17 protein-coding genes and 3 pseudogenes are annotated in these 23,224 nt (G+C 44.5%); 10 read left to right on the top strand and 10 right to left on the bottom strand.

Annotation, left to right across the window (positions count from 1 at the left end):
* Nucleotides 1-123: 123 nt before the first annotated feature.
* From NBH16_RS02695 to NBH16_RS02690, 3 pseudogenes are all read right to left on the bottom strand, one after another.
* Nucleotides 124-735: pseudogene (locus NBH16_RS02695) on the bottom strand (transcriptional regulator); the annotation flags it as partial.
* A 901-nt stretch (nt 736-1,636) separates the two neighbouring features.
* A pseudogene (locus tag NBH16_RS23355) lies at nt 1,637-1,910 on the bottom strand (HTH domain-containing protein); the annotation flags it as partial.
* A gap of 8 nt (nt 1,911-1,918) precedes the next feature.
* Nucleotides 1,919-2,083, bottom strand: a pseudogene (locus NBH16_RS02690) (AAA family ATPase); the annotation flags it as partial.
* Nucleotides 2,084-2,450: 367 nt separating this feature from the next.
* Here NBH16_RS02690 and NBH16_RS02685 point away from each other — a divergent pair.
* From NBH16_RS02685 to NBH16_RS02670, 4 genes are all read left to right on the top strand, one after another.
* A complete protein-coding gene (locus NBH16_RS02685; RefSeq protein WP_009018363.1) occupies nt 2,451-3,998 on the top strand; it encodes a sulfatase family protein in 1,548 nt (515 codons plus the stop codon).
* Nucleotides 3,998-5,560 carry an arylsulfatase gene (locus NBH16_RS02680; RefSeq protein ID WP_121962102.1) on the top strand — a complete coding sequence of 521 codons (1,563 nt, stop codon included), beginning with the start codon at nt 3,998-4,000 and terminating at the stop codon, nt 5,558-5,560. The genes NBH16_RS02685 and NBH16_RS02680 overlap by 1 nt, the downstream gene beginning before the upstream one ends.
* A 103-nt stretch (nt 5,561-5,663) precedes the next feature.
* The gene (locus NBH16_RS02675) at nt 5,664-6,323 is read left to right on the top strand and encodes a LysE family translocator (protein ID WP_005861153.1); all 660 of its coding nucleotides are present in this window, start codon (nt 5,664-5,666) and stop codon (nt 6,321-6,323) included.
* Nucleotide 6,324: 1 nt separating this feature from the next.
* The gene (locus tag NBH16_RS02670) at nt 6,325-6,966 is read left to right on the top strand and encodes a carbohydrate-binding family 9-like protein (protein ID WP_005861151.1); all 642 of its coding nucleotides are present in this window, start codon (nt 6,325-6,327) and stop codon (nt 6,964-6,966) included.
* A gap of 49 nt (nt 6,967-7,015) precedes the next feature.
* Here NBH16_RS02670 and NBH16_RS02665 read toward each other — a convergent pair whose 3' ends face one another.
* The gene (locus NBH16_RS02665; RefSeq protein WP_008773906.1) at nt 7,016-7,426 is read right to left on the bottom strand and encodes a DUF6249 domain-containing protein; all 411 of its coding nucleotides are present in this window, start codon (nt 7,424-7,426) and stop codon (nt 7,016-7,018) included.
* Nucleotides 7,427-7,575: 149 nt separating this feature from the next.
* On the opposite strand from NBH16_RS02665, the gene NBH16_RS02660 reads away from it, so the two are divergent.
* Nucleotides 7,576-8,133, top strand: a complete 558-nt coding sequence (locus NBH16_RS02660) for an RNA polymerase sigma factor (RefSeq protein WP_008773907.1) — start codon at nt 7,576-7,578, stop codon at nt 8,131-8,133.
* The gene (locus NBH16_RS02655; protein ID WP_005866723.1) at nt 8,126-8,482 is read left to right on the top strand and encodes a hypothetical protein; all 357 of its coding nucleotides are present in this window, start codon (nt 8,126-8,128) and stop codon (nt 8,480-8,482) included. Before NBH16_RS02660 ends, NBH16_RS02655 begins: the two co-directional genes overlap by 8 nt.
* On the opposite strand, the gene NBH16_RS02650 is transcribed toward NBH16_RS02655, so the two are convergent.
* Both NBH16_RS02650 and NBH16_RS02645 read right to left on the bottom strand, forming a co-directional pair.
* Nucleotides 8,427-10,568 (bottom strand): sensor histidine kinase, encoded by a 2,142-nt coding sequence (locus NBH16_RS02650; protein ID WP_048927925.1) that lies wholly within the window; start codon nt 10,566-10,568, stop codon nt 8,427-8,429. The genes NBH16_RS02655 and NBH16_RS02650 overlap by 56 nt on opposite strands.
* On the bottom strand, nt 10,565-12,652 hold the full coding sequence (locus NBH16_RS02645; RefSeq protein WP_229040438.1) for a tetratricopeptide repeat-containing sensor histidine kinase: 2,088 nt from the start codon (nt 12,650-12,652) through the stop codon (nt 10,565-10,567). The genes NBH16_RS02650 and NBH16_RS02645 overlap by 4 nt, the downstream gene beginning before the upstream one ends.
* Before the next feature lie 217 nt (nt 12,653-12,869).
* Between NBH16_RS02645 and rpsA the strand changes: the two genes are divergently transcribed.
* Nucleotides 12,870-14,660, top strand: a complete 1,791-nt coding sequence (gene rpsA / locus NBH16_RS02640; protein ID WP_005861137.1) for a 30S ribosomal protein S1 — start codon at nt 12,870-12,872, stop codon at nt 14,658-14,660.
* Nucleotides 14,661-14,742: 82 nt separating this feature from the next.
* Here rpsA and NBH16_RS02635 read toward each other — a convergent pair whose 3' ends face one another.
* Nucleotides 14,743-14,985 carry a hypothetical protein gene (locus NBH16_RS02635; protein ID WP_005861135.1) on the bottom strand — a complete coding sequence of 81 codons (243 nt, stop codon included), beginning with the start codon at nt 14,983-14,985 and terminating at the stop codon, nt 14,743-14,745.
* Between the two features lie 178 nt (nt 14,986-15,163).
* Between NBH16_RS02635 and NBH16_RS02630 the strand changes: the two genes are divergently transcribed.
* The 3 genes from NBH16_RS02630 (at nt 15,164) to NBH16_RS02620 (ending at nt 17,349) form a co-directional block, all read left to right on the top strand.
* A complete protein-coding gene (locus NBH16_RS02630; protein WP_036615292.1) occupies nt 15,164-15,811 on the top strand; it encodes an HAD family hydrolase in 648 nt (215 codons plus the stop codon).
* Nucleotides 15,812-16,156: 345 nt separating this feature from the next.
* Nucleotides 16,157-17,077 carry an AraC family transcriptional regulator gene (locus NBH16_RS02625; protein WP_008773911.1) on the top strand — a complete coding sequence of 307 codons (921 nt, stop codon included), beginning with the start codon at nt 16,157-16,159 and terminating at the stop codon, nt 17,075-17,077.
* Nucleotides 17,074-17,349: an HU family DNA-binding protein gene (locus NBH16_RS02620; protein WP_005866712.1), complete on the top strand. Its 276-nt coding sequence runs from the start codon at nt 17,074-17,076 to the stop codon at nt 17,347-17,349. The genes NBH16_RS02625 and NBH16_RS02620 overlap by 4 nt, the downstream gene beginning before the upstream one ends.
* Nucleotides 17,350-17,429: 80 nt before the next feature.
* On the opposite strand, the gene NBH16_RS02615 is transcribed toward NBH16_RS02620, so the two are convergent.
* From NBH16_RS02615 to NBH16_RS02605, 3 genes are all read right to left on the bottom strand, one after another.
* Nucleotides 17,430-18,524 carry a sugar phosphate isomerase/epimerase family protein gene (locus tag NBH16_RS02615; protein WP_009276440.1) on the bottom strand — a complete coding sequence of 365 codons (1,095 nt, stop codon included), beginning with the start codon at nt 18,522-18,524 and terminating at the stop codon, nt 17,430-17,432.
* Between the two features lie 46 nt (nt 18,525-18,570).
* Nucleotides 18,571-20,040 (bottom strand): Gfo/Idh/MocA family protein, encoded by a 1,470-nt coding sequence (locus NBH16_RS02610; RefSeq protein ID WP_010185273.1) that lies wholly within the window; start codon nt 20,038-20,040, stop codon nt 18,571-18,573.
* A 446-nt stretch (nt 20,041-20,486) separates the two neighbouring features.
* Nucleotides 20,487-23,177 (bottom strand): LamG-like jellyroll fold domain-containing protein, encoded by a 2,691-nt coding sequence (locus NBH16_RS02605; protein ID WP_008778476.1) that lies wholly within the window; start codon nt 23,175-23,177, stop codon nt 20,487-20,489.
* Nucleotides 23,178-23,224 lie beyond the last annotated feature (47 nt).

The raw sequence follows: 23,224 nt of genomic DNA, 5'->3' as shown, positions 1-23,224 counted from the left end.
TGAAAGTATCTCTGATGGCAGAATCAACTGTGCCAATGCTAATAGTCCTTGATTGTTCATGGTACAAAGGTGCAAATTTTCTATAGAATTAAAGAATTTTCCCCCTGATTTATCGGGTGAGCCGTCTCCGGCCTTATTCATGATCTTATGCTTTTCCAGCTGAAATTTTAACTGGTCTAAACCGAGAGGGCCGAATCCCGAAATCTTCAACAAAGAATCGAGCCCTTTCTTCCTAGCGTAGCGCAATAGGTCCTCCATAGTCTCCAGTTCCAATTTTTGGAGGCATTTACGGATGTAGGGAGACAGGGTTAGGCTTGTGACCGGTAGGGAGATCCGTTTGGCTACGTCCAGTATTTTTGCCCCAGAGGTTATTTCCGTGAATATATACCGATCTTGCTTATCATCTATAAATGTGGATAGTTCGGCGATGATTTGTTTAAGTAGGGGAGAGATGTTTTTTAAGGATCGTAGGCAGAAAAGGTAATCGTCGTACTGGGCGATAATCTCGTCGGCTTCCTCCTCCTTGTCTTGAATGACCAGTTGCAAGTATAGTTTTTGAATCCCTAGATGTTCGATATGGGCAATGAAATCACGTAGGTTCTCAGTATCTACCATACGTGTACCGGTTCTCGTATGGAAAGAGGTTATCTTTCGGGATTTTACCCAATCTTCAATCTCCTCGTACGGGAAACCGGTAATACGGGCGGCTTCTTCTATGGATATGAGTTCTGGCATAAGATCGTATTACGAATAAAGTTGTTTTTGTTTAGTTAAAATGCGGAATTTGGAACCAACCAATAACGGTAAGTAGATCAGGTATTCTTTTCGCATCTCAATTAAGAAATAAGAGCCATCATGGGACACTCCCGTGACGTCACTATATCTCCGCACGATACCATGTATCTGGAATTCCCTCTCATTACAATAAAACCCTAACTCTGGAAAATACTTGCTGAAACAAGCGGAGTAGTAAATAAAGAGATTCTGGATCTCATCAATATCACAAGCGTCCATAAGCCATTCACTTTACATAATTAATTATTAGATTTACAAGATCCGGACATGTTTTAGAAAAGATGTCCTTCGTAAAGACGAGCGCTATATGGCTTTTGTTAAGTAGTGGTCCTTTCTTATAAAATAAAGGAAGGGCGAGGACTGAACATTTATGTAGACGAAGGTTCGGCTAAGACCCAACTCCCAATAAAGTCAGCCACACGCCCCCTTTATCTGTATACAAAATATATCCATACTATATTAGCATAGATAACACGTATATCCAGTAAAGGGTTGCGGGGCCTTCTTCGTGCATAGGGAGATTTAAGAAAATTAGCCGATTTTCGTCCTACAGCACAAATATCACACGCAACACGAGGCTCTTAATTAAAAAGCCTTTTCTTGTCGCAAATATACGTATTAATAATATTTCAACCTAAGATAATCCATATGTTTTTTAGTTTATCATTGTTTGATACCAATTATTCGCTTTGACTTATCCAGTCATGCAAATGTATAATATTTTATTTGATTTTCAAACTCCAATACCTCACTTCCAACGAAGTTAACTTACTTTTTTCGCCCAATTTTGTCTCCAGTTGTAGAGACGCAGCGTGCTGCGTCTCATCCCCTCAAAATGGTAACTTAAAATAATACGCCAATAACCACCAAAGTCTGCGCCTTCACGAGACAATATACCCATAGAACGCAATTTTGCGATTTGTTTTTCTACAGCACGGGAACTTATACCTAATTTTATAAGCCATAGCTTCGGCTGACATAGAAAGGGCGGAAATGACAAGGTCGATGATCTTCTGTGCTGTTCTACCTATATTTTTAGGCTTATCCGCAGTGTCTCCGAACTCACTCTCCGAACTTTTATGGGGCTCTCCGAACCTTCTCTCCGAACTTTTCTTCATTTACAAGAATGTTTGCTGGCATCCACTTGGGTAGGAAGTGAATCCCATGTCATGTGCATACCCTTCAATATCAATGAAAGAAGTTGTTGAGAATTACATTCTACACTTTCATTACCCACTCTTGTATAGGCAGTGCGTGTTCCGTCTTGGTAATAATAATATACAATAAGGTATACAAATGGCACAAATATATAAATTGCTTAATATCAACACCTTAAAAACACGATTGTGATTTTTGAAAAACACGTACGTGTTTCTGTAAAAAGTCGTACATGTTTTTCGGGAAACACGTACGACTTTTTACAGCATTATACGATAAGGAGCAAGAGCGTACATGAAAATATACGATAAGCCCCCCTTTTAACCAGAACCAAAAAGCATTTCTTCCTAAGCTCCATCTCATAGATATTTTGGTGTGGTTACCCTTATTCTGAAATAATTTGGTTATTTTTGTATATAATTCAATTAATGTCCATAGAACATGCCATGAATAAGAAATCGCAGATACACAACAAGAACATCTAAATAATAAACAACATGAAATCAACACTTATCGTAGGGATCGGTGCCTCGCTTCTTACAGCCGGTATCGCAAAAGCCCAACAGAGACAAGACATTACACCTAGAACGCCAAACGTATTGTTCATCTACGCAGATGACTTGGGATATGGAGACTTGGAATGCTACGACGGCACGCAAGTGAAAACCCCAAATATCAACCGGCTTGCCAAGAACGGCATCCGCTTCACCAACGCTCACGCGACCGCCTCTACCAGTACGCCCTCCCGATATTCCATGCTAACCGGAGAGTACGCATGGCGCCGCCCGGGAACGGACATCGCCGCGGGAAACGCCGGAATGATCATACGACCGGAGCGTTATACGATAGCCGATATGTTCAAGAACGCGGGATACGCCACGGCCGCTATCGGCAAATGGCATCTTGGCCTAGGAGACAAAGCGGGAGAGCAAGACTGGAACGCCCCACTCCCCACCGCCCTTGGCGATCTGGGATTTGATTATTCCTATATCATGGCGGCGACGGCAGACCGCGTCCCCTGCGTATTCATCGAGAACGGGCAGGTGGCGAACTACGATCCGGATGCCCCGATCTATGTCAGTTACCAGAAGAACTTTCCCGGAGAGCCGACCGGAAAAGATAATCCGGAATTATTATACAACCAGAAGCCTAGTTTCGGGCACGACCAATCCATCGTAAACGGAATCAGCCGTATCGGTTACATGAAAGGTGGCGGCAAGGCGCTTTGGAAAGACGAGAATATCGCCGATTCTATCGTGACACACGCCATCGATTTTATCAAGGAGAATAAAGAGAAGCCTTTCTTCATGTATTTCGCCACGAACGACGTGCATGTACCCCGCTTCCCGCACGACCGTTTCCGGGGAAAGAACCCGATGGGCGTGAGGGGCGACGCTATCGAGCAATTCGACTGGAGCGTAGGCCAATTGATGAAAACATTGGATGAGATGGGATTGACGGAAAACACCTTGATCATCTTGTCAAGCGACAACGGACCTGTCGTAGACGATGGTTACGCGGACCGGGCCGTGGAGCTACTAGGCGATCATAAACCCGCCGGACCGCTTAGAGGTAATAAATACAGTGCCTTCGAAGGGGGAACCCGTATCCCGGCTATCGTACATTGGCCAAAGGAGATCAAGCAAGCCGCCGTATCAGATGCGCTAGTGAGCCAGATCGACTGGTTCGCCTCCCTTGCCTCACTGACGAATTCCCGTCTTCCGGAAGGAAGCGCGCCGGATAGCTATGATTATCTGGATACTTGGATCGGGAAAAGCAAGGAAGACCGCCCGTGGGTAATTGAGCAAGCGCTTAATAAGGCACTTTCCGTCCGTACGAAAGATTGGAAATATATCGAGCCGAGCGTAGGTTCCGCTATCATGGAATATGAGAAGATTGAGACCGGATATTCCCCCGAGCCTCAGTTATACGACATGACGAAGGTCTACGAGGAAGGAAACAAGGCCTTGCAACATCCGGAGATCGTTTTCCAATTGCAGGGAATCTTAAAAGGAGTTCGGGATCACACAATCAAGGCTAAATAATGGAAAGAAGAAACTTCATTAAATCATCCCTCGGAATCGGTCTGGGTGCGACACTTCCGGGGATGACGCATAGCAAAAGCGGGAAAGAGGCAGAGACCGTCGTCTCTCCCGCCATGCCCGTAAAGAGCGGTAAGCCGCATATCATCCTGATCATGACCGATCAACAACGGGGCGACACCCTCGGCTGCATGGGAAACAAGGCGGTGATCTCACCGAATATCGACCGGCTGGCGCAAGAAGGCTCGTTGTTCGTGAGCGGATATTCCTCCGCTCCAAGTAGTACTCCGGGACGGGCCGGTTTATTGACCGGGATGTCTCCTTGGCATCATGGTATGCTGGGATACGGACGCATGGCCTTGAAGTATCGTTACGAGATGCCTCAGATGATGCGGAATCTGGGGTATTATACCTTCGGGATCGGTAAGATGCATTGGTTTCCGCAGAAAGCACTTCACGGATTCCACGCGACCTTGATCGACGAGAGTGGCCGGGTGGAAAGTCCCGATTTCATCAGCGATTACCGGGAATGGTTTCAATTGCAGGCACCCGGCAAAGACCCGGATCTTACGGGTATCGGCTGGAACGACCATGCCGCCGGTGTCTATAAGTTAGACGAACGGCTTCATCCTACGGCTTGGACCGGACAGACCGCTTGCGAGTTGATCCGGAACTACGACAACGACAAGCCCTTATTCCTCAAGGTATCATTCGCCCGCCCGCATAGTCCTTATGATCCGCCTCAACGTTATCTGGATATGTATAAGGACGCGGATATCCCAAAACCCCATATAGGAGATTGGTGCGGACAATACGCCGAGCCGAAAGATCCTCGCCAAGGAGCATCAGATGCCCCATTCGGTAATTTCGGGGATGCGTATGCCATAAACTCCCGTCGCCATTATTACGCCAATATCACCTTTATCGACGATCAAGTAGGGCAAATCATCCAGACCCTAAAAGACAAAGGTATGTACGACAATGCCCTGATTTGTTTCACGGCGGATCATGGCGATATGTTGGGCGATCATTATCATTGGCGGAAAACCTATCCGTACGAGGGTTCGGCCCATATTCCTTATATCGTAAAATGGCCCGCCGGTATATCCAAATCCATACCGGACGGAAGCAGCATAGAACAACCTGTAGAACTGAGAGACTTCTTGCCTACCTTTATCGATATCGCCGGCGGGTCGGTTCCTCCCGATATGGACGGGCGGTCTTTACTTAAGCTGATCCAAGGCCAGCAGGAACAATGGCGCCCCTATATAGACATGGAGCATGCCACTTGCTATAGCGACGATAATTACTGGGCAGCCCTTACCGATGGGAAGATTAAGTATATCTGGAATTTCCACAACGGAAGCGAGCAGTTGTTCGATTTACGGGAAGACCCGGGAGAGACACATAACCTTAGTGAGGACGCAGCCTATCAGAATAAGTTGTCCGAATTACGCAAGATGATGGTAGAGCATCTGTCCGAGCGAGGAGACTCATTCGTGAAAGACGGTAAATTGATGACTCTCGATACGACCCTATTGTACAGTCCCAATTTCCCGAAATAAGGGACGAGCGAGCCTCGTCCCTACAGTATCTTACGTTTTTTACCTTTTTTTTATCGCGGAATGGATGTATCTTTGCCCAAGAAACTAGAAGAGACTCAACTTAATGCTAGGAATCGTTAGTAAAGGAATCATTATAGGTGTATTGGTTTCGGCCCCCATGGGCCCCATCGGTATGCTCTGTATACAAAGAACACTAAATAAAGGACGTTGGCACGGGTTCGTCACCGGATTAGGGGCCGCTCTATCCGACGTGATTTATGCGGCACTGACTTGTCTGGGCATGGGAGTTGTGGTCAACTTCGTGGAGGCGAACCAAGCGCCCCTGCAATTGATCGGAAGTATCGTTCTCGGCATTTTCGGGTATTATATCTTCCAAAGCAACCCGACTAGGAACCTAAAGAAACACCGAGAAAAAAAATTATCGTTCACCCAAGACTTTATTACAGCTTTTCTACTTACCTTTAGCAACGTGTTAATCGTCTTGCTCTATATCGGATTATTCGCCCGGTTTGGTTTCGTGCTGCCTGAACATTCGTTTTGGCTGCTGGTATTGGGCATTGTTTGCATAGGGTTAGGGGCCGTTCTTTGGTGGTTCGGCATAACATATATTATTGGAAAACTGAGAAAATGGTTCAACGTTAGAGGCATTTGGTTACTGAACCGGATCGTGGGCTCTGTCATTATCGTATTGTCTATTATCGGTGCCCTATCGGTTTTATTGACCTCCTACTTACAATGGCCTTTACTTCAAATCTATAGTTAAAATGAAAAGACTGAAAGTTCCTGTTATCCCCGTTCTGGATGTACTCGATATAACATCCATAGAACCGATTCTTGAGGTGCAATCCCAACGTGAGTTCCTCACCCATGCCAATTGGCATGAGTATCCATATAAGCCGATCACCGCTTTTAATATAGCTCGGACAGAGAAAAATCTATATATACGATATAGCGTGCAGGGTAATTCGCTAAAGGCGTCTTATGAGATGGACAATTCCTCGGTCCATAAGGATAGTTGCGTGGAGTTCTTCATGAAAAAGGAAGGTGACTCGCATTATATGAATTTCGAGTTTAATTGTATCGGGACTTGCGATGCCGCCCGCCGTACCTCACGGGATATCAAGACGTCGCTTTCGCAAGAAGAGTATAAAAGCATCATAAGACTCCCATCCGTGAGAAGAAGGGCATTCGAGGAGATTAAAGGTATTCATACATGGAACTTGATCGTAGTCATACCACTCAAGTTGATGGGGTTAGATCCTAGTAATCTGCCGGAGAAAATACTAGGGAACTTCTATAAATGCGCCGATGAGACAATGAATCCGCATTTCGTAAGTTGGAGTCCGATCGACCTTCCCGAGCCTAATTTCCATTGTCCTGAATTCTTCGGGGAGATCTACCTGTAGTATAGACGTAGCGTGCTGCATGCAGCACGCTACGTCTATACCGGCAAGCCTATGACTTATTGTTCTTACCTAGTTTCAGCTCAATGACGAACGCTATTATCAAGCCGATTCCCCCGAACAAAAGAACCGAAGCCCCATAAGCCGTACCCGCTACCTCATGCCTGTACCAACCATCATCATAATAAGAATTTGTCGCCATACACATATTAATAATAAAGCCTACCAACAAACCTAATCCGATTCCCGCCAAAAGGCACCCGGCCTTTAAGCTACTGAACGAGAAGTTTCGCATGTAGTTAGGCAGTCCCAATTTACCATCGAAAGCAGAGGCATCCAGTTTATCACCGATCTTCTCGATAATCGCCAAACGTTCCCTCTTGCGAACAAACAACTCAAATAATCCGTAAATACCTGCACAAACGATTCCGACAACTAGCGGAACAGAAATAAAATCCATCATAACTGTATAATTTTAATTGATTCATTCATATTGTTTGCTAATTTGACGCAACAGTTTCCCATAGGTTACACCTCCGGGCTGAAAAATATTTTTTATTTTTGTTACCGCAAGTTGTAACCTATTTACCCGGCTTGCGTCCATTAAGTACAATGGAATTGTATACCGATACATATTACATACAAAGGATACAAGCGGGGGACGTGGCATGTTTCGCTTGCCTTTTGGACAAGTATAGCCGTCCGATTCACTCGTTGATCCTCAAAGTGGTACGAAGCCAAGAGGAGGCTGAGGAGTTGGCGCAAGATACGTTTATGAAGGTATTCAAAAACCTCGCCTCATTCAAAGGGGATTGTAGTTTCTCCACATGGATTTACCGGATCGCTTACAACACGGCGATCTCGTCGGTCAGGAAGAAGAGATATGAGTTTCTACCGATTGAGGAGACTACACTTGAAAACGTATCGGAGGAGGAGGTTACGAACCTGTTCGGACAAACCGAATCCACGGAACAGGTTCAAAGATTGGAAGTCGCCCTTGAACAACTTCTACCGGACGAACGGGCCTTGATCTTGCTCTTTTATTGGAAAGAAAAAACAATAGAAGAACTGGTCTCTATCACCGGCTTGACCGCCTCGAATATTAAAGTCAAGCTACATCGCATCCGAAAAAAATTGTTTGTATTATTAAATGAAATGGATCATGAGTAAGATAAACACAAATAAGGAACAACCCGATTTATTGGGGGATTTATTCAAACGCATACCGGAGGAGGAGCTTCCCGCCTCGTTCCGTTCGAACGTAATGCGACAAATCATGCTTGAGTCCGCAAAGGCGAAGAAACGTGACGAACGGTTCAGCCTGTTAGCGGCGATCGTGGCCTCGCTTATCATGATTTCCCTTGCGATCGTATCTTTCGTATATATGGAGATACCCAAGATAGCCGTCCCCACAATAAGCACATCGGCCTTGGCTTTCTATTTATACATAGGGGCCATCACGCTCATACTTCTATTGGCGGATTATAAATTGAGGAATCTATTTCACAAGAAAGGATAAGCACGAAGCGAGCTCCGTCCGTATACGAGGAATCTATGGACAAGGAACCATTCAGCCGCTCGGCGATCAAAAGACAGATAGAAAGTCCTAAACCCGCACCGGGTTTGTAATCATCCAGCTTCTCAAAGCGATTGAATACCGCAGCTTGTTTTTCAAGGGGAATACCGGCACCCGTATCCGTAACGGCTATGTATACCTTTTCCCGATCCGGCGCAAGTTGGAACGATAGGTTAATCTCACCTTTCTCCGTAAATTTAGCGGCGTTTGTCAACAGGTTTGTCAACAGTTGTTGCAGGCGCAGATTATCTACATGTACCACGATTGGTTCCCCAGCGGGAGAAAAAGTCAATTTAACCCCATCCGGCATCCGGTAGCGTACACTCTCCAATGCCATTTGGCAACACTCCAAAAGCGGATAATCCTTGATATTGAAATGAAGGTCTCCAGTCTCCATCCGGGATAAATCCAATACGTCGTTTACCAGATTCAACATCAAATCCGTATTATTCCGGATGATAGACGAATATTCCTCCCGCTCTTTCGCATCGGTAGAAGGTTCCACCAGCAAACTGGAGAAACCTACGATCGCATTTAACGGGGTCCGGATCTCATGGCTCATATTAGCGAGAAAAGCGCTTTTCATCAGGCTGGCCTCTTCCGCACGGGCTTTCTCCCTCATCAATCGTCTTTGGGATTCCAAAAGCAAGTCTTTCTCTCGCTGTAATTGGTTTTTCAAGGATCGTAGATGGCGGTAGTATAAAAACGAGATATAGAGGAGGATCGATAACACGACCGATATAGATAAGATAAACACCAACAAATCTTGTTTCCGGGCGATACGTAACCCGGCTTCCTTCAGTTCCGTTTCTTTCAATTCCTTTTCATGCAACTCATGCAAGGTTCGCAATTGATTCACCTGCCGGAGAAAAGAAGTTCCCCGCCTTTTCGTCAGCGTTCTATAAAGTTCATCATATAGAGCCATAACCTCCTCGAGTCGGCCCTGCTCCTTTAAGATATCCGCCTTGAACTGAATATCTTCGGGTAATCGCTCTGTCTCCAACACTTCATTTATATAACGCAGTGCCAACGGGATATCTCCAGCCGCCTTATAATAACGAGCCTTAACCGCTAGATAAGTATTGATTGCATAGTCCTCCTCTACCAAACTATTGCCGACATAGGAAGAGGCTTTATCCAACGCTTTCTTGGCATTTGCCAAATCTCCTTTCGAAAGATAAAAGCTCGTGTAAAAAGAATAAAGCAGCCAATACTCCCGCTCTAGTAGCAAAACATCACCTTTTTCTTGATTAATCTCATATTGCTCATCCAGCAGGGCTTTATATTGTTCCAAGATTCGTTCCGTCAACGTATATTGTTTCGTTCGGACACTACTTTCCAATTGATAAGAAGTTAACCGGATTTTAGTATCCATGATATCGGGAACATCTTTTATATCCTTCAATAAATCCAAACCTTCCTGAAAAGAGACTACGGCATCGCTATCCCTACGGATACGTTGGTAAATCAGCCCCAAAGTCTCCGAACAGCGAAGCAAGCCGTATTTATGATTCAGATTGCTCGCCAACCGATACAGATTCATCGCCTCACTCATTGCCAACTCATAATTCCCTAGCCAAAGGAGATCTTGACTGGAATAACTCTTCACCTCAAACAAGACATACGGATATTCATGGCGGGCCTTCGCCATAGAATCTACGATATTACAACAATAGACCAAACTATCACGCTTAGACTGATTGTAATAATACTCGGCCATACCTTTCAATCCCCTATATGCGATAGATATGGAATCCACCGCCATCGCGTTCTCATAAAGACGTTGATAATAATCTTTCATTTTGGGATCTTGCCGATAAAGCAAAGCCAACCGCTGCAATATAGGTAAAGTAGACGCTATCGTCGGGCAGCCCGGTAATACCCTCTCCAAGCTGTCGATCTCTGTTAAACGATCCTTGCCGGGAGGAGGCGTGGAAGATTTCATCGAGCCGCAAAATACAAGGGAGATCATAATAACCACCCCTATACGTATAGATATCCTGTTATTGAATAGATTCATCAGTCTCATATAGGGGTTTCAATTAAATTCGTTGAATGTATAAAGACAAACCGGGCACCGCCCTTATAAGAGACATCTACGGATAAAGAACCTTTAAGCTGTTCCGAGATGATCTGGCAAACAGAAAGTCCCAAACCGGTACCTTGAACAAAGTCGTCTAATTTCTCAAAACGCTCGAATATCTTCTTACACTTATCCTCAGGGATTCCACAGCCCGTATCCGTAACGAAGAAACGAACCTCACCTTTGCTCTCATCCACGGCAAATGAGAGATTAATCTCTCCCTCGGAAGTGAATTTAGCGGCATTCGACAACAAATTTGTCAACAACTGCTGCAAACGCAAGGCATCCGTATTCAAGGTATAAGATTCAAGCGAGGGAGTAAACGTCAATCGGACCCCGGGCTTCACCCGATGGCGAATCGAATCCAACGCCCTCTGGCAACAGGCGACCAGATCGTTTGGCTTCACGCTGAACTTGATCTTGCCGGATTCCAAACGGGATAAATCCAGGACATCGTTCACCAGATTCAATAGCAACTCGGAACTATGGTTCACCTCCCCGGCAAACCGGATCTTCTCCTCCTCGCTATACTCGCTACTCGCCAATAATTCCGAGAACCCGACAATGGCGTTCAACGGCGTACGCACCTCATGGCTGATATTGGCGATAAAGGCGCTTTTCTTCTTGTTCGCCGCCTCCGCCTCTTTCGTCACGACCCGCAGTTGCTTCTCCGAAGCGATCAAGGAGTCTTTCTCCTGAAGCAACTCATTTCTCAACCTCTTAGTATGCATATAAATACGCCACAACATATAGAGTAGGCCCATCAAGACCAATAGAAGACCGATAGATACGACAATCTGCTTCTGCTTCAAAGCTTCTTGCTCCGATTTCAGCTTCAACTCCCGATCTTGCTTTTCCAGGTCATTCAAGTCATTCAATACACGGAGTTGCTCGATTTGCCGGTCGAAGGCATCCGTGTTGATCGTCTCCGTCTTATTGATGATCTCCTCATAGATAGTGACCGCCTCTTGCAATTGGCCGGATGATTGCAATATCGCTTTCTTCATCTCCAACTTATCCAGATCACGATTGATCTTTAAAGCCAGATTGACAGCGGACAACGCATGCCTATAATCTTTCTCCTTCCAATAATAAAATGATTTTGTCCGCAGATATTGAGCCTCCACCCTATCCCCAAAAGAACTATCCAAATAAGCGGTCGCCTGATCCAAATACGCCTGTGCCTTTCCCGAATTCCCATTCATGGTATACAGCTCGCAATAATAGCAACTCATCAAGCAACGATGACGTTTTACCGGAAAAATCTTTCCCTCCCCATTATACTTCCTTTCCAAGGAATCCAATAAATGATCATACTGTTTCAAGAGCGCCTCCGACTCGGACAAACGTCCTAATAGCAGGGTAGATTCCAACATATTAGACAAATACATAATCCGGAAAGCAGGATTCGCCTTCTCCCCTTTCAATAAGTGCAGGCCTTTCCCGAAGATCTCTACCGCGTCACTGTCTTTCTTAATCCGCTGGTACACCATCCCTAGATCGCGATAAGCCCGTAGCAGGCCGTAATCGTTCTTACTTTCCCGGGCCAAATCCAGATATTGCATGGCCTTGTCCATAGCCAGCTCATAATTGCCGGACCATAGATAATCCTGACAAACCAAGCTACCGGATAAAAACAACCCTCTGGGACTCTCATGCCTTTTTGAGGCCAACGAATCCAATTGCCCCACCCAATATAATAGGCTATCCCTATTTTCTACATTATAATAATAACGACTCAAGCCAGCCATCGCATCGTATACGATCCCGATGGAATCCAAAGGCATCGCGATATCGATTATCTCTTTCAACGCTGGCACCTCCTCCGGCAATTGCCAGTACAAGCCGATTAATTCTTTAAGAAGGGGTATCTTATCCTGAGGTTTTTGGATACGTGATAAAGATTGGCGTATGCTATCCGCACGAAATTTACTCACGGCATTCTGCGCACTTGTGCCCACCGCAAACAAAATCCACACTATTCCTATAAAAGTATTGACGCTGGACTTTCTTAAAAATCCTCTACTCATTGATTTATCGCTTACAATTCGCAAACTTACAAAATAAATATCAATAAAAATCAACAGCTTTCCGTAATTACAGCCAACACGGCCCAAATGAATGTTTTTACCCCTCAAAACTCTTGTCAATCAGAAAAAAAGCATTACCTTTGCCCCGATTTTTGAGAGATGACAACATAAAGTCTAACTTACTAATTAAAACAAACTTAGTATTAACAATTAAAGAATGGAAAATTTAAAAAACATCCAGCCGGTTGAAGATTTCAACTGGGACGCTTTCGAGCAAGGCGAGACTTACACCGAAGTAAGCAAGGACGATCTTGTAAAAACGTATGACGAGACCCTGAACACGGTAAAAGACAAAGAAGTGGTTATGGGTACCGTTACTTCTATGAACAAACGTGAGGTTGTTGTAAACATCGGTTTCAAATCTGACGGTGTTGTTCCTATGTCCGAGTTCCGTTATAACCCGGATTTAAAGATTGGTGACGAGGTAGAGGTTTACATCGAGAGCCAAGAAGACAAAAAAGGACAATTGATCCTTTCACACAAGAAAGCACGCGCTACACGTTCTTGGGATCGTGTTAACGAGGCTCTTGAAAAAGACGAAATTATCAAAGGTTACATCAAATGTCGTACGAAGGGCGGTATGATTGTCGACGTATTCGGCATCGAAGCGTTCTTGCCGGGTTCTCAGATCGATGTGAAGCCGATCCGCGACTACGATGTATTTGTAGGTAAGACTATGGAATTCAAGATTGTTAAGATCAATCAAGAATTCAAGAATGTTGTTGTATCTCATAAGGCTCTTATCGAGGCAGAGTTGGAACAACAGAAGAAAGATATCATCTCCAAATTGGAGAAAGGACAGGTATTGGAAGGAACTGTCAAGAACATCACTTCTTACGGTGTATTCATCGACTTGGGTGGCGTAGACGGTTTGATCCACATCACAGACCTTTCTTGGGGACGTGTTTCTCATCCGGAAGAAATCGTTCAGCTTGACCAGAAGATCAATGTTGTTATCTTGGACTTCGACGACGAGAAGAAACGTATCGCTCTTGGCTTGAAGCAATTGACTCCGCACCCATGGGATGCTTTGGATACGAACTTGAAGGTTGGTGACAAGGTTAAGGGTAAAGTTGTCGTTATGGCTGACTACGGTGCGTTCATCGAGATCGCTCCGGGCGTAGAAGGTTTGATCCACGTTTCAGAGATGTCTTGGACACAGCACTTGCGTTCCGCTCAAGACTTCATGAAGGTTGGTGACGAGATTGAGGCCGTAATCTTGACTTTGGATCGCGACGAGCGTAAGATGTCTCTTGGTATCAAGCAATTGAAGGCTGATCCTTGGGAAAACATCGAGGAGCGCTTCCCGGTAGGTTCTCGTCATGCGGCTAAGGTTCGTAACTTCACTAACTTCGGTGTATTCGTAGAAATCGAGGAAGGTGTTGATGGCTTGATCCACATCTCTGATTTGTCTTGGACGAAGAAGATCAAACATCCGTCTGAATTCACTCAGATCGGAGCAGAGATCGAAGTTCAAGTATTGGAAATCGATAAGGAAAACCGTCGCTTAAGCTTAGGCCACAAGCAATTGGAAGAGAATCCTTGGGATGTATTCGAGACAATCTTCACGGTTGGTTCTATCCACGAAGGTACAATCATCGAAGTATTGGATAAGGGTGCCGTAATCTCTTTGCCTTACGGCGTAGAAGGTTTCGCTACTCCGAAGCACCTTGTAAAAGAAGATGGTTCTCAAGCTCAAGTAGATGAGAAACTTTCATTCAAGGTAATCGAGTTCAACAAGGAAGCTAAACGTATCATCCTTTCTCACAGCCGCATCTTTGAAGATGAGCAAAAAGGCGCTAAGGCAACTTCTGAAAAGAAGGCATCCTCAAAACGTGGTGGTAAAAAAGAAGAGGAATCTGGAATGGTAACCGGTCCGGTTGAAAAGACTACATTAGGTGACATCGAGGAATTGGCTGCTTTGAAAGAAAAACTTTCTGGTAAGTAATTGATCCTTCTTTGAGATATAATAAAAGGAGATATCTGATTCAGGTATCTCCTTTTTCTATGTTATTCCTACTGCGGCTTATTTAAGAAAAGCATTCTTCCGTGACACGTGTCTCACATGGCTCGGAAATACCCAACAAATCATTGATCTCCTTTCTTTTCTCTAAATCCGTAAAATAAGCCTCTACAACTTTATAAATATCAAAACCTCCCGTAGAACCGGCTGCCAAGTTTAGTGACTCGACTAATTTACCTGTAGCTTTATGAATCTCAGCTTGTTTCAGCAAATGAAATTCATTCCCGTGAATTAATTGATTCTTTCCCATGATGTTCCAATTTTAGGTTATACAATATATTACAAAGGATTTCTATTCCTGTCCTAAAGATACAAATATCTTATATATGACCTAATACTTTTATCTATTTTTAAATCGGTTCATCTATTTTATCAGTCGAAAGGGAAAGTATATCTCTACATTCCATTAATTTTGCCAGAAAACTAAAATGAAAAAGTTAGTAATATTCGATCTTGACGGAACATTATTAAATACGATCGCGGATTTAGCCCATAGCACGAACCATGCGTTGCGGCAAAACGGCTTTCCGACGCATGACGTAAAGGAGTATAACTTCTTCGTAGGAAACGGCATCAACAAATTATTCGAACGTGCGTTACCCGAAGGTGAAAAGACGGAAGAGAATATACTAAAGGTAAGGGAAGAGTTCTTGAAGCATTACGATCTGCATAACACAGATCGCAGCGTTCCCTACCCCGGTATCCCTGAGTTATTAGCCTTGTTGCAGGAAAGAGGGATAAAACTGGCGGTCGCTTCTAATAAATATCAAGCCGCTACCCGTAAGCTCATCGCCCATTTCTTCCCTTCCATACAATTTACGGAGGTTCTCGGACAGCGTGAAGGAGTAAAGGCGAAGCCAGATCCCAGTATCGTCAATGAGATCGTAGAACGAGCGAGCATATCCAAAGAGTACGCTCTTTATGTCGGTGACTCGGACGTAGACATGCAAACCGCCATCAACAGCAAAGTGACCTCCTGTGGGGTAACATGGGGCTTTCGCCCTCGTACGGAATTAGAGAAATACGCACCCGATCATATAGCGGAAAAGGCAGAAGATATACTCAAGTTTATCTAAAAGACGATCTAAGCCTGTCGTGCGAGGCAATCCTTCCCGTTCTTGTCTCGCATGCTTGTCCTTAACCTTAATTACTAATATTTCCTAACACATATTCCATCCAGCTCGCACAGCCCTTAGAATACAAGTTATCCCTAACATCACCTCAACCGTACTTGCAAAAAAGTATTAGACCTACAAACAAAAACATCCAATAACGGTTATTTTTCAAGGTATCATTTAAGCCAAACTTTAAAAAACGCCAAAACGAGACCTATATTTCTGTAATATTATACCAAACAACCACTAGATAAATATAGTAAAAGACGAAGTTATAATTTTACATAAGAAACATAGACAAAAAGAATGTCGGGAAATATTAAAAAAATAGTTGAGCCGAATAGTGGTATTGATTATTCTTTGGAGAAGGACTTCAAGATCTTTACACTTTCCAAAGAACTCCCTATTACCACTTACCCTTCTTATATAAGATTAGGGATTGTCATCTATTGTGTAAAAGGAAACGCTAAAATTGATATCTATTCCAACAAGCACATTATAACCCCCAAAGAGCTCATCATCATCTTGCCGGGGCAATTGGTCGCATTAACGGACGTTAGCGTAGATTTCCAAATCAGATATTTCACGATCACGGAATCCTTTTATTCTGATATATTAAGCGGTATCAGTCGTTTCTCGCCGCATTTCTTTTTCTATATGAGGCAACATTACTATTTTGAGATGGAAGACGTGGAAACTCTTTCCTTTGTAGACTTCTTTGAATTACTTATAAGAAAAGCCGTCGATCCGGAAAACCAGTATCGAAGAGAGTCGGTCATACTCTTACTTCGCATATTATTCCTTGATATATATAATCATTATAAAATCAATTCTTTAGACAGCACGGTAACGATAGATGTACACAAGAAAGAACTGACCCACAAATTCTTTCAATTGGTCATGAGTAATTACAAAGTGAACAGAAGCGTGACGTTCTACGCGAACTCTCTATGCATCACCCCTAAATACTTGACCATGGTTGTTAAGGAGGTAAGCGGCAAATCCGCCAAAGATTGGATTACGGAATATATGATCCTAGAATTAAAAGGATTACTCACCAACTCTACCTTGAATATCCAAGAGATTGTTGAGAAGACGCAGTTCTCGAACCAATCCTCGTTGGGACGCTTCTTTCGGAGGCACACGGGCTTATCGCCTTTGCAATACAGAAAAAAATATTTAACAACAGAGCAAAGAACAAACTTCTCAAAAAATAATACGATATGAATAAAAGTCAGCTAATCGAGGAATTATCGAAAAGAGTCGGTAATGACAAAGAAGAAATCCGGTACATATTGGAAGAACTGAATAACATCATCTTAGAGAAAACGAGAGCCGGAGAAAAGGTATGTATACAGGGTTTCGGTGTTTATACTCCCCGCTTGCAGACAAGCAGGTTGGCTAGAAACCCGAAAAGCGGAGAGACTTTAATGTTGATCCCCAGAACCATTGTCCATTTTAAGTGCGCGCCCAATTTGGTAAAAGAGATCAATAAATGAAAAATAAAGGGTCGGCTCCATCAGGAACCGGCCCTTTCGTTATACCTATTAATGACATACCAAAGACAACATTCTATAATCTACATCAATATTTGTCGAGCATATTTCACGCAAGTGCCTACCTCTTTCACGGAGTCAGACCAAGGCTTGATATCATATTCCAGTTCTATATCGCAATAGATAGGCCATTTCTCTTGTTTGATCAACAAGAGCACGTCTTCCAACGGCATCTCCCCTTGTCCCCATACTTGATTCGTATTCGGCTGGTCCCCTGTCGTAGGCCCCGTCTTATCTTTCAAGTGGATACTATAGATCCGATCATGATATTTCTTGATCATCTCATTCGGATGGATACCTGTAGAGCCAAAGAAGTGGCCCGCGTCAAAATTCAACATAATAGAAGGAGAGACCGCTAAGATCGGATCGCAACTAAAGCCTTCTTCGGCATATTGCATATGATTATGGAAAGCCATATACATCCCATGCTTCTCGGCAAATGGAGCGACTCTTTTCGCCGTCTCCAAATTAATCTCGTCCGTCACGGCTTTAGCGCCCATGGCCTTGGCTACCTTGAACGCATAATCGATTTCCTCGTCCGAACCCATACGGGAAGGTTCCATCTTCACGATATGCGCCGATATTCCTGCTTCGTTCAATAACTTACGGGCACCTTCCACCTTCGATAGATCCAGCCCGAGACGCCACGCTTTCACCTCTTCCTTATATTTATCGATCTCAGCCTGCTGCTCCGGAGTAAACTTCGGGGGACCCATCCGACGAGGAGCCGCAGGTTTCTCACCCGGTTTCGCCGCGGGTTGAGGAGCTTGCTGACGGAAGAATTTCATCATCGGATTCTCCGGAGCTCCTAAATAAGCTTCCAGATCACCTCCCATCAACTCGATGGAACTGATATTCGCCTCTTGGCAATACTTGATGATATTCTCCAATCCACCCGGCATGGAACGCCAACTATAAGTGATCGTGCCGATTTGCACGCCACCGAACTTCGAGTTAACCTTGCCTGCCTCCGCCGCCGTATCAACCGGAGCGGGAGCCGCCACACTCTTCCCCGTACAAGAGAAAGCACTCGGAAGGAAAGACGCGGCCGCCAAAGCAGCGACCGATCTTCCTAGAAACTCACGTCTGGACTGACCATTGTTCACATCTTTATTCATAACCATTCAATTTATAAATTAATCTTAACCCTTAGAAGAAAGTCCCTTACAGGCTCCAGCCTTTACGATACTCATAGTGGAAATAATCGTTCGCTTCCGGACAATTCGTGATTCTCATATTCTCTGCGTCATATTCCAACGTAAGATCCAACCGTTGCGCAGCGACAGCGACATTCGTCAGCAACATAATCTCCGTCAATTTAGCGGATACCTCAAAATCATTAGCGGCTTTGCGACCTTCCTTTATCGCCTCGATAAAATCCACATAAATATTACTCGGTCGCTTTAATGTCTTCGCCGGAGCTACGAACCCCGGTCTTTCCGGTATCAGTTGCGGCTCCGCTCCATGGGTACCATGCATGATCAGACCTTTATCGCCTATATAAAGCGCTTCCCTTAACTGGCGGTTCGGTTCCAACTCCGCCGGACGAGCCGGTTTTATACCCCCATCACTCCAAGTTACCTTTACCGGAGGCATATTCCCACGAGCCGGGAACTCATACGTCACGCATTCCGATTGTGGCAGATAGTCCTTATTGTAAGGGGTGGAAGTAGCTTGTATTTTCGTGGGCATACCCAAATTAAGCGCCCAAATCGGAGCGTCGAAGGTATGAGCTCCCATATCCCCCATAGCGCCTGTACCGTAATCCCATAATCCACGCCAAGCGAAATGAAGCATCTCCGGATTATAAGGTTTATCAGGGGCCGGACCCAACCATACGTCATAGTTAAGATTAGACGGTATATCCACTCCCGCCGGACGATCAAAATAACCTTGGCGCCACATCGGACGGTTTGTCCACAAATGAACTTCCCTTACGTCACCGATCACACCACCTTGAATCCATTCGACCGTCTGCATAGTCCCTTCAATATTATGCCCTTGGTTACCCATCTGGGTAACAACACCGGTTTGCTTTGCCAGATCCCTCAAAAAGCGGGTCTCATAAATCGTCTTAGCCATCGGCTTTTCTACAAATACATGCTTACCTGCTTTCATCGCATAAGCGGCAATAACCGCATGGGTGTGGTCCGGAGTACCGATCAATACCGCATCGATCTCTTTCTCCTTGTCGATCATTTCCCGGAAATCGGTATACTTCTTCGCTTTCGGGTATCCCGCTAAGATATGTCCGGAGTAATCGTGGTCTACATCACATAGCGCATAAATATTCGCATGCTTAAACGATTGTTTCTCCGCATCTCCCATTTGCACAGGATTATCCGACGCTCTTCGTTCCCGTCTGGGTGGCTGGATGCCCGCATAAGGTTGCATCAGCATACCGCCTCCACCAAAAGATCTCCTTTTAATAGGTACATCCGGAGTAGCGATATTCTGTATATCGCCACCACCTTGGCTACCCACACCGATACCGGCCAAATTGACCATATCGCTAGGTGCCGTATAGCCCGGTCCACCCAAAACGGAACGAGGTACGATTGTAAACGCCGCCGCTGCAGCTACTGTACCTAAGAACTCCCTACGTGTGAAGTTCACCGAATTCTTGTCAGACATAGTGTTACTCATAGTATTAAATTTAAAGTCGAAAAAAAAATATATATAGTAAAACACAACTTCGCTTCCTCGTGCGAAACAACGAGAGCGAATATAGGGAGGAGCAGTAAACCATGAGTTAACGAACGCTAAACAAGGCATTAACCTAGGGCTAATTTAAGGCAAATTTCATATCCGCACAAAGCATAATTCACGCAATAACAGCGACATAAATAAATCAAGAAATATTTATAAAAATCTTCGATAAGTCAGAGGCATAGCACCTGCCTCCCTATTCGAAAGGATCGCTATCAGTGGGGTGCATACATTTGTCACTGTAATGCCAGAGGAGTGCCACACGGATGGCACAGGCATGCCATAACGGTGGCACGGTCTTGCCACAACGATGGCACAGGTGTGACAATAGCGATGGCACAGTCCTGCCAATGAGCAGGCACACTATAATATTACTGGGGAGATTGCTGACTCATCAGCGAAGACGGTACGACCTGCTCAAAAGAAGAGGGGAAAGCCTCGCCATACATCTCTTGGTATAAAGCGCAAAAGCGGTCGTACACATAACGGGCCAATTTGAAGTTGTTCTGGTAAATCAAGGCTTTGATCTTATAGAGCAAAGCCTCCTCGTTGCAAGGATCGTTCAGAAGGATCTGGTCTGCTATCTGGATCACCCGATCCGCCTCATCCTCGATCGAGTAAGTGTCGATAAAGCGAGACAAGACATCCACCGTACTATTACAGATATAACTTTTAAAATCATCCATCCAATCAAACGATTCCCCTTTGAACACTTCTCCTTTGCTGATAATATCATAGAAATATTCAAAGTCCGGCTGAGTCCGTACCCGTTTATCTTTCAGCCAATCCAAACAAGCCAAATAATCGCAATAGACATCTTCCGAAAGCTGGAGAATATATCGATTCGCGTTAAATAGAACCTCGACCGTATCGATACGTTCCAATATCTTCCGGAGTTTCAATATAGATACGCTTCGAAGGCTCTTCGTACTTTTCGAGGGGTTGTCATTCCCCCAAATCATCCGTGTCAAGTCCTTGCTCGATATCCCGAAACCTCCACGGGAAGAGTGAAGCATAATCAAGATAAACAGCTGTTTTAATTTTGGGGTAAATAGAGAGGTTATATCATTTCCATCCCGGTCCAACACATAGAACTCTCCAAACAATCGGATATAATTGCGCAGAACCGGAACCTCCTCAATCTCCTCCGACATCTCTCGCGAAGAACGATCCGGCTCCTCGATTCCTTCCTCGATTCCCTCCTCCGCAACCGTTCCCGCATCAGCCTCATCCTGCCTTGGCTTTTCTTTCACCTTCCGATAGCCTAGATAAGCTATCGAGACCAGAGCCATCAAAATCAACCCAATTCCAAGGACATCCAACCAAGTAATCGCATTCGATATATGTAAATCTAATAACTGGTTGCTCAATCCCAATATCTCCTTATCGCTCAACACACGAGACCAAATACAAAGATTATCCAGCACACCCACGAAGTTCGAGGACTGGCTGAAATTCACGAAACCGACATATAAGCTATCACTACCCAGATAAGCCGGACGATCAAAAGAGATCGCGTCCAGTTTTCCATTTACGAATATAGCCTGCTCCCCATTCCGCTTATTATACCGCCATACGACATTATACCATTTACCCGGCTCGATCTCCGTGTTACCAACCAGATCGTTGTTAAAGAATCCCATATACGGTTTCCGGTTCCGTATCAGTAGATGCAACGCTTGTTGATAAGTACTGTTCTTAGCTCCCAGAATACAATAATCCTCCTTCTCCGGCAGGTACTTAGGTATTTTCAACCAAACGCCGACAGTGAAATCATGATCCCGCATATGAAGTTCCGAAGCGGTCGGTAAATCCACACGGGCCTGATTCTCCAAGGAAGCGACCTGTCCCCGTATAGGGTCCTGAATAAACTCGACATTCCTAGATACCGTGAGATTATGATTGGACGAACCATCTTTCTCATCGCCCTCAAACGGTAAATAAATCTCTATATCCTCGTCAATCCGCAAAGGTCTAGCCTTAAAATCGCTAGCGAAAGCCTTCCTTTGGGTACCGGAGATATAAACCGTAGCCGGCTCTATCCTATAGCCCGGAGAGATCGGGGAAAGCATCAACTCGGCTCCGGGCTCTAGCGGAAAGCAATATTTACCCGTCGTATAATTAGACATCCCATCCCAATTCACGTAGTTAAGCAACTCATTGTTATTCGTAACCGCGCCGTAAATGATATCGAAATTCCGGAAAGTAACCAACGAGACATCCAACCATGCGTAATACTTATCTACTAACACAAAATTGGGAACCCTTCCATCCCGGATCCACGCTCTTTTAAACGATTCTATTAAATAGGGTGTCTGCCGGGCTAAAGCCGAGATATCATTACTATTTCCCCGGGAAGTCTCCAAGAACTTATATCCGGTAAATAAAGACAAATTCTTTTTCAGCCGCTCATCAAAACTCTCAACCCCTTCCGGTTGATTTCCCCAATCAGCGTCCGTATGCTCCACAAAATCCCTCATATTATGCAACCATGAAGGACTGTTCAAATGTTTCTGAACCTCGAAAACGACCAGTCGCTTTCCGGAACTCAACATATCCTTCAGGGATGGCCATCCGTTTTTCGTATCATACTCAAGTACATACTCCATCAAGCCTATTTCCTTAAAAGAGGATTCCAGCTCCATCTCTACATAGAAATCGAGGAAAAGCGTCATAACCTTAGTGGAGTCCGCATCCAAGGCCGTCTTAATGGCTTCCAATGATTCACTAAAAGGAGTAAACGTACCATCAGGTTTCCTTAGTAACAATACATTTGTCTCCGTATCCCGCTTCAAATAGAAATAAAAGCCTTCGATCTGCTTCCGCAATAACTCGTCCAAAGAAAGTTTTTCCGGGGAATTGGAGGATAGACAAGAATAATTAGATAGGATGTAGACGCTCTCGTTATATAAAAGACCGGCCTCTACATCCTCTTGACGTTGAGAAACCAGACGTTGTGCCGAAAGTAATTCCGGCAGGGTGATTATAAGGCTAACAATTAAACATATATAACGAAACCACGCTATCATCGTATACAATATCTTAATTATAAGATCATCCAAAAATAAAGCTTTAATATGACATGACAATGTTTTTAGATTATTATCTT

The organism is Parabacteroides sp. Y3-G-102, from assembly GCF_023656845.1.
GTDB classification, from domain to species: domain Bacteria; phylum Bacteroidota; class Bacteroidia; order Bacteroidales; family Tannerellaceae; genus Parabacteroides; species Parabacteroides distasonis.
Note: the sequence above shows the minus strand (reverse complement) of the source record. Positions and strands in the feature narration are given on the sequence as shown.